At 66.5% G+C, this 12124-nt stretch carries 12 protein-coding genes; 4 read left to right on the plus strand and 8 right to left on the minus strand.

The genetic code is table 11. The annotated features are described in order from the left end of the window. Positions 1 to 4: 4 nt before the first annotated feature. On the plus strand, positions 5 to 520 hold the full coding sequence (locus tag HV793_RS16145) for a GNAT family N-acetyltransferase (protein ID WP_175213518.1): 516 nt from the start codon (positions 5 to 7) through the stop codon (positions 518 to 520). A 35-nt stretch (positions 521 to 555) separates the two neighbouring features. Beyond that, positions 556 to 1014, plus strand: a complete 459-nt coding sequence (locus HV793_RS16150) for a bleomycin resistance protein (RefSeq protein WP_054456499.1) — start codon at positions 556 to 558, stop codon at positions 1012 to 1014. A 43-nt stretch (positions 1015 to 1057) separates the two neighbouring features. On the opposite strand, the gene HV793_RS16155 is transcribed toward HV793_RS16150, so the two are convergent. The 4 genes from HV793_RS16155 to tetR all read right to left on the minus strand — a co-directional run bounded on the left by HV793_RS16155 (position 1058) and on the right by tetR (position 5699). Beyond that, positions 1058 to 3022 carry a TRAP transporter large permease gene (locus HV793_RS16155; protein WP_175213519.1) on the minus strand — a complete coding sequence of 655 codons (1965 nt, stop codon included), beginning with the start codon at positions 3020 to 3022 and terminating at the stop codon, positions 1058 to 1060. Continuing rightward, entirely contained in the window at positions 3019 to 3642 is a 624-nt protein-coding gene (locus tag HV793_RS16160) for a TRAP transporter small permease subunit (RefSeq protein ID WP_054456427.1), read from the minus strand. Before HV793_RS16160 ends, HV793_RS16155 begins: the two co-directional genes overlap by 4 nt. An 80-nt stretch (positions 3643 to 3722) precedes the next feature. Beyond that, positions 3723 to 4847 (minus strand): TRAP transporter substrate-binding protein, encoded by a 1125-nt coding sequence (locus HV793_RS16165; protein WP_054456426.1) that lies wholly within the window; start codon positions 4845 to 4847, stop codon positions 3723 to 3725. Positions 4848 to 5045: 198 nt separating this feature from the next. Continuing rightward, complete coding sequence (gene tetR / locus HV793_RS16170; protein WP_175213520.1) at positions 5046 to 5699, minus strand: tetracycline resistance transcriptional repressor TetR; 654 nt, start codon at positions 5697 to 5699, stop codon at positions 5046 to 5048. Between the two features lie 119 nt (positions 5700 to 5818). Here tetR and tet point away from each other — a divergent pair, with 119 nt between their 5' ends. After that, on the plus strand, positions 5819 to 7003 hold the full coding sequence (gene tet, locus HV793_RS16175) for a Tet(A)/Tet(B)/Tet(C) family tetracycline efflux MFS transporter (RefSeq protein ID WP_175213521.1): 1185 nt from the start codon (positions 5819 to 5821) through the stop codon (positions 7001 to 7003). Between the two features lie 53 nt (positions 7004 to 7056). Then, the gene (locus HV793_RS16180; protein WP_054456423.1) at positions 7057 to 7794 is read left to right on the plus strand and encodes a hypothetical protein; all 738 of its coding nucleotides are present in this window, start codon (positions 7057 to 7059) and stop codon (positions 7792 to 7794) included. Here HV793_RS16180 and HV793_RS16185 read toward each other — a convergent pair. The 4 genes from HV793_RS16185 to HV793_RS16200 form a co-directional block, all read right to left on the minus strand. Further along, positions 7781 to 8443 carry a DUF5074 domain-containing protein gene (locus tag HV793_RS16185; RefSeq protein WP_175213522.1) on the minus strand — a complete coding sequence of 221 codons (663 nt, stop codon included), beginning with the start codon at positions 8441 to 8443 and terminating at the stop codon, positions 7781 to 7783. The genes HV793_RS16180 and HV793_RS16185 overlap by 14 nt on opposite strands. Positions 8444 to 8477: 34 nt before the next feature. Continuing rightward, positions 8478 to 9707, minus strand: coding sequence for a helix-turn-helix domain-containing protein (locus tag HV793_RS16190; RefSeq protein ID WP_175213523.1), 1230 nt, complete (start codon positions 9705 to 9707; stop codon positions 8478 to 8480). A gap of 124 nt (positions 9708 to 9831) precedes the next feature. Beyond that, positions 9832 to 11220, minus strand: coding sequence for an ATP-binding protein (locus HV793_RS16195; protein WP_119449401.1), 1389 nt, complete (start codon positions 11218 to 11220; stop codon positions 9832 to 9834). Then, positions 11217 to 11879 carry a response regulator transcription factor gene (locus HV793_RS16200; protein ID WP_054456419.1) on the minus strand — a complete coding sequence of 221 codons (663 nt, stop codon included), beginning with the start codon at positions 11877 to 11879 and terminating at the stop codon, positions 11217 to 11219. The genes HV793_RS16195 and HV793_RS16200 overlap by 4 nt, the downstream gene beginning before the upstream one ends. Positions 11880 to 12124 lie beyond the last annotated feature (245 nt).

A 12124-nucleotide genomic window follows, 5' to 3' on the forward strand; every position in this document is an offset into this window, starting at 1 on the left:
ATCCATGCCCTTGCCTCCCCGCCTGACCCTGCGCCGCATGCAGGAAGATGACATCCCCATGCTGCTGGCCATGGAATCCGACCCCGAGGTCATGCGCTACAGCACCGGCATCAAACCGGCAGACGAGGCACGGCGGCAGGAGCTGCTGGCATGGCTGCGGGAACCGCCGACCCAACTGGGCCACTGGGCGATCACAGTAGACGGCGTCGCAATGGGCTGGGTAAGCCTGGTCCCATTGGCTGGCACGGACAGCATCCAGCTTGCCTATCGGCTGCAGCGCGCGGCTTGGGGAAAGGGATATGCAAGCCAGGCCGCGCAGCAATTGTGCGAGTATGCCTGGCGCGAAACGGAAGTTTCCGAACTCGTCGCGGTTGTCTGGCCCGACAACCAAGCCTCCGTACGCGTCCTGGAAAAACTCGGGTTTACGTTCCGGGCGCGCGAACGCCACTACGACCGCGAGACCATCGTCTATGCACTGCCGCGTCCTGCCGCTGGATCCGACCGGTTCCCGCGGCATTGATCCCCGCCCTCCTGCGCATCCTGCAAACCTCCGCCATGAACTACCCCGTCCTTCCCGCCGCCGAATTCTCCGCCGCCCGCGTCGTGCCCGAACTGCTGGTGTCCGACATCCGCAAGAGCCTGCATTTCTGGTGCGGGCTTTGCGGGTTCTCGATAGCCTACGACCGCCCGGAAGACCGTTTCGCCTATCTGGACAAGCACGGATCCCAGGTCATGCTGGAGGAATACGGCCACGGCAGGAACTGGATCACCGGCCCGCTGGAAGCGCCCTTGGGGCGCGGGATCAATCTGCAGATCGAGGTGCCCGCGATCACGCCTATCGTCGATGCCCTGCGCGGCGCCGGCTGGCCGCTGTACATGGAGCCCGAGGAGAAGTGGTATCGCGCCGGGACCACGGAGGTGGGCGTGCAGCAGTTCCTGGTACAGGATCCGGACGGCTATCTCATCCGCTATTCGGCGGGCCTGGGCCGGCGCGACATTCAGGCAGAGGCCTGAGGCAAGGCGGCACGGGAGGCGGCGCGACCGCCGCCCCCGCCTCTTACCGGTACAGTACCGTCGGCAGCCACATGCCAATGCCCGGGAACACGTACAGCAGGAAGATCGCCACCACCTGGATGCCCATGAACGGCATCATGCCCAGGAAGATCTGGTTCAGCGTCACGTGCGGCGGCGACACGCCCTTCAGGTAGAACGCCGACATGGCGACTGGCGGCGACAGGAAAGCCGTCTGCAGGTTCAGCGCGACCAGCAGGCCGAAGAACAGCGGGTCGATGCCGAAGGTGTTGAGCAGCGGCACGAAGATGGGCATGAAGATCACGATGATCTCGGTCCATTCCAGCGGCCAGCCGAGCAGGAAGATGATGACCTGCGCCAGCAGCAGGAACTGCAACTGCGACAGCCCCAGCGACAGCACCCATTCCTCGATGATGCGCTGTCCTCCCAGCAGCGCGAACGCCGCCGAGAAGATCGATGAACCGACGAACAACCAGCACACCATGGCGCTGGTCTTGGCGGTCAGGAACACGGATTCGCGCAGCACCGGCAGGTTCAGCCGCCGGTATGCCAGGGCCAGCAGCGCGCCGCCCATGGCGCCCATGGCGGCGGCCTCGCTGGGCGTGGCCAGGCCGAAGGCGATGGAGCCCAGCACCGCCGCGATCATCACGGCCAGCGGGAAGAACGAGGCCATGAGCATCTTGAAGATTTCCATGCGCGCCCAGGTCAGCATCGCATAGAACGCCACCAGGATGGCCGCGCATATGGCCGCGAAGATCCAGAAACCCTGGGGCGCGGCGATACTCTCGCCGGCCGATGCCGGCGCCTGCGCGGCGGCGGCGGTCTCGGGCGCGGCCGCTGGCGTGGCGGCGGGCGTGCCAGGCGGTTCGGCCAGGCCGCCGGCCGCGGGCGGATCATTCGCAGGCGGTTCGGCCAACTCGTTCGAAGGCGGCTCCGCCAGCCCATCGTCTGCCGGCGGCTCGCTCAGGCCCGAATCGAATCCCCCCGACCCCAGCTGCAACTCGGCAGGGATCTCGTACACGACCGCCGGCCGCGTCGTCGCCTGGTAGACCACGCCCACCAGCAGCACCGTGACCGCCAGCGGCGCAATCGCCAGCGCCATGTTGCGCATCAGGAAGCCGAACGGCACGTCCTTGTTGCGGCGACCCTTGAACAGGGCCGCCAGCATGCCGGACACGGCGCGCGTGTAGCCGCCGGACGCCAGCGCGGCGGATTCCGGGGACAGCGGCACGCCGCGCTCTTCCTTGGGCAGGGGCGGCGCCATGTCGGGGCGCAGCTTGGCCACGATGATCACATAGACCATGTACAGCACCGCCAGCATGACGCCCGGGAACAGCGCGCCGGCATACAGCTGCACCACCGATACGCCGGTGGTCGCGCCATAGACGATCAGCATCACGGAAGGCGGCAGCAGGATGCCCAGGCAGCCGCCAGCGGTAATCGAACCCGCGGTCAGGCGTACGCTGTAGCCGGCCTTCAGCATGGCGGGCATGGCCAGCAGGCCCATCAACGTGACCACGGCGCCCACGATGCCGGTGGCGGTGGCGAAGATCGCGCAGGTCGCCAGCGTGGCCACCGCCAGCGCGCCCGGCAAACGCGCCAGCGCCAGGTGCATGGAGCGGAACAGTTTTTCGATCAGGTTGGCGCGTTCGACCAGATAGCCCATGAACACGAACAGCGGGATCGAAATCAACGAGTCGTTGGTCATCGTGGCGTAGGTCCGCTGCACCATCAGGTCCAGCGTCTGCCCGACCGAGCGGCCCGCGTCGGAACTCTGCATGTAGTACGCCAGGAAGGTGAACAACACTCCCATGCCCATCAGCGTGAAGGCCGTCGGAAAGCCCAGCATGATGGCCACCACGATGAGCGCCAGCATCAAGAGGCCGATATGCCCCGTGGTCAGATGGTCCCAGGGCGTCAGGAACGCGATCATCAGCAGCACCAGGCCGATGCACGACAGGCCGAACCACAGCGCCTTGTGGATCTTCATGAGCGCGGCTCCCCGGTGGTGACGTAGCGGTCCAGCTTGGCGATGTCCTCGTCCTTTACATGCACCATCTTCTTGAGCTTGTCGACGTCCACTTCCTCAACGTCCTCCTCGCGCGAGGGCCAGGCGCCGCGCTTCAGGCACAGCACGCAGCGCAGCACTTCCGCCACGCCCTGCACCAGCAGCACCGCGCCGGCTATCGGGATGAAGGCCTTGAAGGGATAGATGGGCGGCCCGTTGGCCATGAGCGACGAATGCTCGCGGATGGCGATGGAGTAGCCGGCGTAATACCAGCCCGCCCACACCAGCGCGATCACGCCGGGGAAGAAGAACACGATATACAGGATCAGGTCCAGCGCCGCCTGCACGCGCGGCGGCAGGAAGCCGTACAGGATGTCTCCGCGCACGTGTCCGTTCTTGGCCAGGGTATAGGCCCCCGCCATCATGAACAGGATGCCGTAATACATCATCTGCATGTCGAACGCCCAGGCGCTGGGCTGGTTCCACAGGTAGCGCGCGGCCACCTCCCAGCAGACGTGCAAGGTCAGGACTACGATCAACCAGGCAAAGGTTTGCCCGACAAAAGTGGAGATGCGGTCTATGAAACGTATGATTCGGATCATCTCGCTTCCAGGTCAAGACGCATGGCGTCCCGCCGCGCACCGGTGAATGGCGCGCGGCGCGGGATACAGGTACCGGCCCTTCAAGCCTGTTTGGTGGAGCGCGAGAAGTAGTGGTTATAGGCCATGCGGAAGTTGACCGAGGTGTCCCCGTGCCAGCGCCCCACCCGCTCGGCGAAGGTCCGTTGCGATTCCAGCACCTTCTTGAACAAGGGGTTTTCGGCCGAGCGCTTGGCGATCATCTCGTCCCAGATCTTCAACTGCTGCTGCAGGATGGCGTCTGGCGTCTTGTAGAACTTGACGTTGTGGTCCTTCTGCAGCTTGACGTAGTCCTGCGAATAGCGGTTCGCCGCCTTCCAGGACATGTCCGCGCTGGAGGCCTGCGCGGCATAGCTGAGGATGTGCTTCAGGTGTTCCGGCAGCGCGTCGTACTTGGCCTTGTTGAAGAGGATTTCGAACTGCTCCGCGCTTTGGTGGAAGCTCTGCAGCATGCAGATCTTGGAGACGTCCTGGAAGCCCAGGGCCAGGTCCGAGGAAGCGTTGTTGAATTCCGCCCCGTCCAGCAGCCCGCGGTCCAGCGCCGGCACGATTTCCCCGCCGGGCAACGCGTTCACGGCCGCGCCCATGGCGGTATACATGTCGATGGCCAGGCCGACGGTGCGGAACTTGAGGCCCTTGACCTCTTCCATCTTGGTGATCGGACGTTTGAACCATCCGAACGGCTGGGTCGGCATCGGCCCGTACATCAGCGACACCACGTTCACGCCCATGGCCTTCTGGATTTCGACCAGCAGCTCCTTGCCGCCGCCGTATTCGTGCCAGGCCAGCAACATGTTGGCGTCCATGCCGAAGGACGGCCCCGATCCCCACAGCGCCACCGCCGTGTTCTTGCCGTACCAGTAGGCGACCACCCCATGCCCGCCGTCCAGCGTGCCCGCGGACACCGCGTCCAGCAGGTCGAAGGCCTTGACCACGGCGCCAGCCGGCAGGATCTCGATCTTCAACTGGCCGCCGGCCATGTCATTGACCTTCTGCGCATAGTCGCGCGCGAACTCGTGGAAGATGTCGTTGGCGGGCCAGGTGCTCTGAAAGCGCAGGGAAACCGGGGCATTCTGTGCCCGGGCAACTGCCGGAAATCCGAGCGCGGCGGCCCCGGCGACAGCGGCGCCGGAGATGAACTTGCGGCGAGGCTTGGTAACGTGTTGCATGGCGTGTTGTCTCCTGAATTAGGACTACATGGACCAGCTTGTAGTTACTACTCCTGCGTGGGCGCGGGATGGTGAAGCCTGCTGCGGAATCCCGCCGGCGCGATTGCGGACGATGCGCAAAGCGTGAGCCTGATTAAACCTTTCTGACTAATCGCTGACAATCAGCTTCTCGTCAGGAATTACCCTAGAAACCAAGTACTAGTGCTTACGCACGATCTTCCCGGGCAACGCGGAGTGCCCACGCCGCTGCTCCAGTCCATCGAGTATGGCCGCGAGTCCAAACTCGAATGCCGCATCGGGTCCGGCGGCGCCGAGGGCCTGCAAAGCCGCGGTTAGCAATGGCGTCGCCGAGGACGGGGTCTGCTTCGCGCCGGCCTGCCGCTCCTGCTCATCGGCCGCGGCGGCCTGCTGTTCCAGCACGGCGCCGACCGTGAAGTAGCTGACAGTCGTCAACGCGTAGGCGGCATCGGCGGGCGCGAAGCCCTCCGTGCACAGGAACGCCAACTGCGCCTCCACGGCTTCGAATTGCGGCTCGCTCGGCCGGGTGCCGGCGTGTATGCGTGCGCCGTCACGATAGGCCAGCAAGGCGCGCCGGAAACTGCGCGCATTGCCGTTGAGGAATGAACGCCAGGTGTCGCCGGGCCTGGGCATCGAATACGTGTGGCTCTCCGACAGCATCGCCTCGCCCAGGCGGTCCAGCAGTGCGCGCTTGTTCTTGAAATGCCAGTACAGCGCGGGTTGCTGGACCCCCAGGCGTTCGGCCAGCTTGCGCGTCGTCAGCCCATCGGCGCCGACCTCGTTCAGCAGGTCCAGGCCGGCCCGGATCACGACATCCACTTGCAATTTGGTCACGGCGATTCCTCGTTCATCTTGAAATTTTATCGATGATAAATTATCGTAGCGAAAAATTTATCAATGATAAATAACAGATCAAACAACATGCAGTCCATCCACCCGCCACGAGGCCGCGCATGAGAGCCGGCCACGCCCTGGTCATCCTCACTACCGTCGCCCTGGACGCCGCAGGCATAGGCCTGGTCATGCCCGTCCTGCCCGGCCTGTTGCGCGGCCTGGTGCAATCGGAGGACATAGCGGGCCATTACGGCGCCCTGCTGGCAGCCTATGCCCTGATGCAGTTCTTGTGCGCTCCGGCGCTGGGCGCGCTGTCCGACCGCTACGGCCGGCGGCCCATCCTGCTGCTCTCGCTGGCGGGCGCCGCCATCGACTACCTGATCATGGCGACAGCGCCAACGCTGCCGGTCCTGTACGCGGGACGGCTCGTCGCCGGCATCACCGGCGCCACGGGCGCCGTGGCGGGCGCCTGCATCGCCGATCTTGCGCGGGGCCACGAGCGCGCGCGCTACTTCGGCCTGATGAGCGCCTGCTTCGGCGTCGGCATGATTGCGGGGCCCGTCATCGGCGGCCTGCTGGGCGGCGTCTCGCCGCACACGCCGTTCCTGGCAGCCGCAATCCTGAACGGCGTCAATTTCCTGATGGGTTGTTTCCTGTTGCCCGAATCGCATGCGGGCGAACGGCGGCCGCTATCGCTAAAGGCGCTCATGCCCGCCTCTTCGTTCCTGTGGACGCGCGGCAGAACCGTAGTCATCGCACTGATGGCCGTCTTCTTCCTCATGCAGTTCGTGGGACAGGTGCCTGCCACCTTGTGGGTCATTTACGGCGAAGACCGCTACCAGTGGGATGCCGCCACGGTCGGCGTCTCGCTCGCCGCATTCGGCGCGCTGCACGCGCTGATACAGGGACTGGCCACCGGGCCCGTCACAGCGCGGCTGGGCGAAAAACGTACGCTGTTGCTGGGCATGGGCGCCGATGCCCTGGGCTACGTCCTGTTGGCGTTTGCGTCGCGGGGATGGATGGCGTTCCCCATCATGCTCCTGCTGGCTTCGGGCGGCATCGGCATGCCCGCCTTGCAAGCCATGTTGTCCGCGCAGGTGGAGCAGGAACGCCAGGGCCAGTTGCAGGGCGCGCTGGCCGCGCTGTCCAGCCTGAGCGCGATAGTCGGGCCGTTGGCCATCACGGCGCTCTATGCCGCGACGCTGAACGCGTGGAAAGGATGGGCATGGATCGCGGGCGCCGGGCTGTATTTTGCCTGCCTGCCGGTCTTGCGCCGCGGAACCTCGCAAGGCAAGGTCTGGTAGGACTGCACTGGTCCCGCGCTACTATCGGGGAACCACAATCGGCAAGGAAAGGAATGAACCAGAAGCAGCGCGCCGTCAACCGCCGCCGGATTCCACGCAAGGCCTGGGCCTTGGGCCTGATCATCGCGGGCGCCGCGGGTTTTTATGCATGGTGGCAATCACCCCTGGGTCCGGGCCTGACCGAAGGCAAGATGCGCAAGATCCTGGTCGAGGCCACGGCGCAACCGGAATATGCGCCGGTCGGCGCCTGCGTCAACGTCGTGGGCGTGCGGCCCTTGCCCACTGATGTCTACACCGCTTTCCTGGAAAGCCAGGACAGGATCGTGCAGGGGTTGATCAAGCATCAGCTGGTCACGGTCAAGCGCGTCAGCGCCAACGGCGACGGCGGGCCACCGCAAGCGGACGAGGATCCCGAGGACGCGAGCAGCCGCATGGAGCTGACGGATAAAGGCCGGCCCTACTACACGGATGGCGAGGCCCGCCTCAACTCCAAGCTGGTCTATACCGCGAAGTTCTGCGCCCCCGGCCTGCAGATCGGCAAGATCCTCACCCATACCAAGCCGCTCAAGAATCCATTCGACGACAACCCCAACCTGGTCTCGGCGGTGAAGTTCGAATGGCGGCTGGACCGCAGCACCGCGGACTGGGCGGCGGATCCCGCCTTCCGTCCGTACCTGTCCGGCTTTGCGCCGGAAGACCAGCCGGACGAATGGCAAACCGAGTACATCATGCTGGAACGGAAAGACGGCGTGTGGGAACTGGGAGACAGGCCCTACATCATCCGTTGGTGACCGCCGTATCGTCGGCCTTGGCTGGCGGACGGCGCACCGCCCTCAGCTTGCCGCTGTCGCCGCCGCCGCAGAAAAAGCAGCCGGCGCCATCGGATTCCAGCCCCGACACGCCGATGCCGGCCGGCATCTCCACGCTTTGCAGCACTTCGCCGGTCTTTTCGTCCAGCTGCCGCAGATCGCTGGCGCCGTCCTCCCAGGTGCCGTGCCACAGCTGGCCGTCCACCCAGGTCACGCCGGTGACGTAGCGGTTGGATTCGATAGTGCGCAGCACGCGGCCGGTCTCCGGGTCCACCTGGTAGATCTTGCGCTGGCGGTACTCGGCCACCCACAGGCTGCCCTCGGCCCAGGCCATGCCGGAAGCGCCGCCGCCGGGCGCGGGGATGCGGCTCAGCACCCGCCCGCTCTGCGGTTCCAGCTTGACGATGGTGCCGTCGGAGATCTGATAGAGATGCTTGCCGTCAAAGGCCGTGCCCGCGTCGGCAACAATGTCGATCGAGGCTTGCGTGCTGCCGCTATCCGGGTCCATGGCAATCAGCTTTTCGCCGGCGGCAAACCAGACCTGCCGGCCGTCATAAGTCACGCCATGCACGGCCTGCACGCCGGGAAATGGGCCGTACTCGCGAATGATCTGGGCTTGCGTTCGTTTCATGTCGGTTCCTTGAACTGGAGTTCGAGCCTTCATGCTAGTCGGCGGCCAGCGCGGCCGGGAGTAACAAGGTTGTCGTGAATCCCGGTACCTGCGGCGTCATCCAGCGGCGCGCCCGGCCCTGTCCGCAAGCCTGCACCTTGTCTGCCGCCGCCAGCGCGTCCAGCGTGCGCTGCACGGTGCGCTGGCTTGCGCCCAAGGCCAGGGCCAGGGCCGAGCTGGACCAGGCTTCGCCGTCGGCCAGGCAGGCCAGCACCGCTCCCTGATCCCTGTCGCCCTCGCCGCTTGGCCGGGCCAGCAACGCAACCGGCCTGTCGGCTTCGGCCCTCAGAACGAAACCGCCACGCGCGGCGCTGATGCCGGCCACGCCGTCCAAGGCTGCGCGCAGGCGTCCTATCTCCACCCGCAAGCGCGCGCGGTGCGTTTCATCGAAATAGGCCGTGCGAAAGGCCTGCTCAATAAGCGTTTCCCTGGGCGCGGGCTGCGGCCAGGCTTCGGCCAGGACGCGGGCCAGCGCGAACAGCACCGGCCGGCTCGCCAGCGGAATCTCGCGGCCTGCGCTGCGCACCGCGTGACGGCAACCGTCCACCACCAGCGTGTCGGATGCCAGCAGCGCTTCCACTTCATCCAGCAGAATGGGCCGCTGGACGCCCTGCCCGATCAGGCGCGCGGCTGGCGTATTCAGGACCAGGGTGGCGTGTTCCACCTCGGCCATCAGCGCGGGGATGCCGGCGACGCGGGCCGCAAGCTCGGCCTGGGTCAGCGCGGCGCGCGCGCGCTCGGTGCGCAGGCGCCGCAAGGCGATACCGGCTGCGATCAGTTCGTGGATGGCGCGGGAAGCCGGGGCCAGCGAGGCCGGGTCCAGCATGGCCAGGGCGTCCTCGGCCCGATCGAGCTGGCCAAGCAGCAGTTCACGCCGCGCCTGCAGATGCCTCGCATGCGCGGCGTTGGCCGGATCGCCATGGGCTTCCAGCGCGGCGCGCGCGGCCTCCAGGGCCTTTTCCGGCCAGGCCAGATCGCGCGATACCAGGGCGATCTCGGCCTCGGCTACGACGCATCTGGAGCGGGCCAGCACATTCTTGTGATCGAAGTTCCGGGCCGCGCTGCGCAGCAAGGCGCGGGCGCGGCGGAAATCGCCCAGTTGGGCCATGGCGATGCCGCGCAAGGCCAGCGCGGGCGCGTCATCGCGCAAGGCCACGAGGTTCAGGGCGCCCAGCGGATTGCCGGCGGCCAGTGCGCGCGCTGCCGAGGTGATCAGCAAATCCATGGAAATCCCGCCACTGACGCCGCTCCCTCAGTCCGATTGCCGGAAACTAATCTACCACCTGGCGAGGATTTGCTGCGCAGTCAGGCCGGCCGGCATTTCAATCCCCGCCCCCGGTCCGGCGGGTTCAAGCGCCCTGCGCGCCTGCTGCGGGAGTTCCCCCGGCTGCAGGCGGGAAAGTCACCGTCAGCGCCACGCCCGCGCCGCGCAGGCCCTCGCCCAGCGTGATCTCGGCTCCATGCTGTTGCGCGATCTGCGCCACCAGCGACAGGCCGATGCCGCTGCCCCCCGCGGCGCTGCCTGGGGCGCGATAGAAGCGGTCGAACACGCGCGAGCGTTCCTGCGGCGCGATGCCCGGTCCGTCGTCGGCCACGCGCAGGCAGGCTCCGCCGTCGGGCGACGGTCCGCAGGAAACCACGATCTGGCCGCCGCTCTGCGTATAGCGCACGGCATTGTCCAGCAGGTTGCGCACCAACACGCCCAGCGCGTCCAGCCGCCCCCTGACGACGCAGGCCTGCACATCCAGCTGGATGCGCAGCTGCTTGCGGGTGGCGTCGGATTCCCAATCGCGCACCAGCATGGCCACCAGCGCGTCCAGTTCGACCAGCTCCGGCTCGTCGGCGCTGGCGCTGAGCGCATCCATGCGGGCCTGGTCCAGCAATTGTTCGGACAGGCGCGAGGTGCGCTGGGCGACCAGCCGCAGTTTCTCGATGGCGGCCGGGGCGTCGCCGGAACCCGCGCTGCGGGCCACCAGTTCGGCATGCGCGCTCAGCGCGGCCAGCGGGGTGCGCAGCTCGTGCGCGGCATCTTCCAGAAAGCGGCGCTCGCGGTCCATGCCACCCTTGACCCGCAGCAACAGCTGGTTGATCGAGCGGATGAAGGGACGCAGTTCGCCCGGCATGCCGGCCATGGGCAGCGGCGCCAGATCGAACGGGCCGCGCCGCGCGATGGCCACGCCGGCGCGGTCCACCTTGCGGAAGGCGCGGCCGACCACCATCCAGCTCACCACGGCCAGCAGCACGAACAGGACAGACACGATAAGCAGTCCGCGCTTCAGGCTGTACAGCGACTGCGCGCGCAATTCGCTCTGCGGCCGCGCCACCTGCACCTGCACCCGCCCCTGCGCGTCGGAGATCGCGTACACGCGCCAGTCCACGCCGTCGGCGCGCACGTCGAAATAGCCGTCCTGGAAGCCGCCGCTCAAGGGTTGCGCGGGCGACTCGGGCGAGCGCAGCAGCAGCCGGCGATCGGCCAGCGACCACAGGTGGAAACGTACCTTGTCGCCGTCGACACGGCTGGATGCGGGCGGAGTGAAACGCTCGGACGGGGCCTCGTTGCCCAGCAGGCTGACCGGCAGCGACGCCAGCATCTGGCTGGCCGCGTCGTGCAGCCATTGATCGCGCGCGCCGGTCTGCGAGCGCGTGGCTTCGTACTGCTGGAAGGCGAACACCGCGATCCATGACAGGGTCATCGTCACCAGCAGCGTCAGCGTGAGCTGCTTGCGCAGCGTCTTCATTCGCCCGCCTCGATGCGGTAGCCCAGGCCGTGGACCGTGGCGATGAGCTTGTCGCCCAGCTTGCGGCGCAACTGATGGATGTAGACGGCCACCGTGTTGCTTTCGATGGCGCCGCTGTCGCCGTAGACGGCGGCCTCCAGTTGTTCGCGGCTGACGGTGTGGCCGATGCGCTCCATGAGGGCGAGCAGCGTTCGGTATTCATGCGCGCTGAGACTGACTTCCACGCCTGCGCGGGTCACCGCCCGCCTGGCCGGCTCCAGCACCACGTCGCGGCAGCGCAGCGCCGAAACCACGGCGTTGCTGCTGCGCCGGACCACGGCGCGCAGCCGCGCCAGCAGTTCGTCCAGTTGGAATGGCTTGACGATGTAGTCATCGGCGCCGGCATCCAGGCCTTGTATCCGCTCGCTCAGCCGGTCGCGGGCGGTCAGGATCAGCACCGGCGTGGCATCGTAGCGCGCACGCAGATGCTTCAGGACCGTCAGCCCGCTGCCATCCGGCAGCCCCAGGTCCAGCAGCACGGCTTGAAAACCATGATCCACCAGGGCCAGCCGCGCCTGCGCAACGTCACGCACCCATTGCACGTCGGCGCCGGACTGCGCCAGGCTGGTGTGCACGGCGTCGCCCAACATGGCGTCGTCTTCAACTAGCAGGACACGCAAGAAAACTCCAGAACCGTCAACCATGCCGCAGCATGCCGGCCGCGGTTTAAGAACTTATTAAGAAGCCATGCCCGCGGCTTGCGGCCAGCCCCTTGCGGAAAGCGCGGAGCGGGCGATGGACCAGAGCGGCGGATTTTAGCAAGCGCCCCCCGTCGACGCTGGCGCAGTCTGGCTACGTCCCTCTTACTGGCTATACCGTCATTAGCATATGCTTGACTGTACTTGTATATACGAGTTAAATAAAT

The organism is Achromobacter aegrifaciens, from assembly GCF_902859965.1.
In the GTDB taxonomy this organism is placed as follows: Bacteria; Pseudomonadota; Gammaproteobacteria; order Burkholderiales; family Burkholderiaceae_B; genus Achromobacter; species Achromobacter aegrifaciens.

What these genes read in the sequence shown, in the direction of transcription:
- HV793_RS16145 (WP_175213518.1), top strand. Translation starts at nt 5, where the DNA reads ATGCCCTTGCCTCCCCGCCTGACCCTGCGCCGCATGCAGGAAGATGAC.
- HV793_RS16150 (WP_054456499.1), top strand. Translation starts at nt 556, where the DNA reads ATGAACTACCCCGTCCTTCCCGCCGCCGAATTCTCCGCCGCCCGCGTC.
- HV793_RS16155 (WP_175213519.1), bottom strand. Translation starts at nt 3,022, where the DNA reads ATGAAGATCCACAAGGCGCTGTGGTTCGGCCTGTCGTGCATCGGCCTG.
- HV793_RS16160 (WP_054456427.1), bottom strand. Translation starts at nt 3,642, where the DNA reads ATGATCCGAATCATACGTTTCATAGACCGCATCTCCACTTTTGTCGGG.
- HV793_RS16165 (WP_054456426.1), bottom strand. Translation starts at nt 4,847, where the DNA reads ATGCAACACGTTACCAAGCCTCGCCGCAAGTTCATCTCCGGCGCCGCT.
- tet (WP_175213521.1), top strand. Translation starts at nt 5,819, where the DNA reads ATGAGAGCCGGCCACGCCCTGGTCATCCTCACTACCGTCGCCCTGGAC.
- HV793_RS16180 (WP_054456423.1), top strand. Translation starts at nt 7,057, where the DNA reads ATGAACCAGAAGCAGCGCGCCGTCAACCGCCGCCGGATTCCACGCAAG.
- HV793_RS16185 (WP_175213522.1), bottom strand. Translation starts at nt 8,443, where the DNA reads ATGAAACGAACGCAAGCCCAGATCATTCGCGAGTACGGCCCATTTCCC.
- HV793_RS16190 (WP_175213523.1), bottom strand. Translation starts at nt 9,707, where the DNA reads ATGGATTTGCTGATCACCTCGGCAGCGCGCGCACTGGCCGCCGGCAAT.
- HV793_RS16195 (WP_119449401.1), bottom strand. Translation starts at nt 11,220, where the DNA reads ATGAAGACGCTGCGCAAGCAGCTCACGCTGACGCTGCTGGTGACGATG.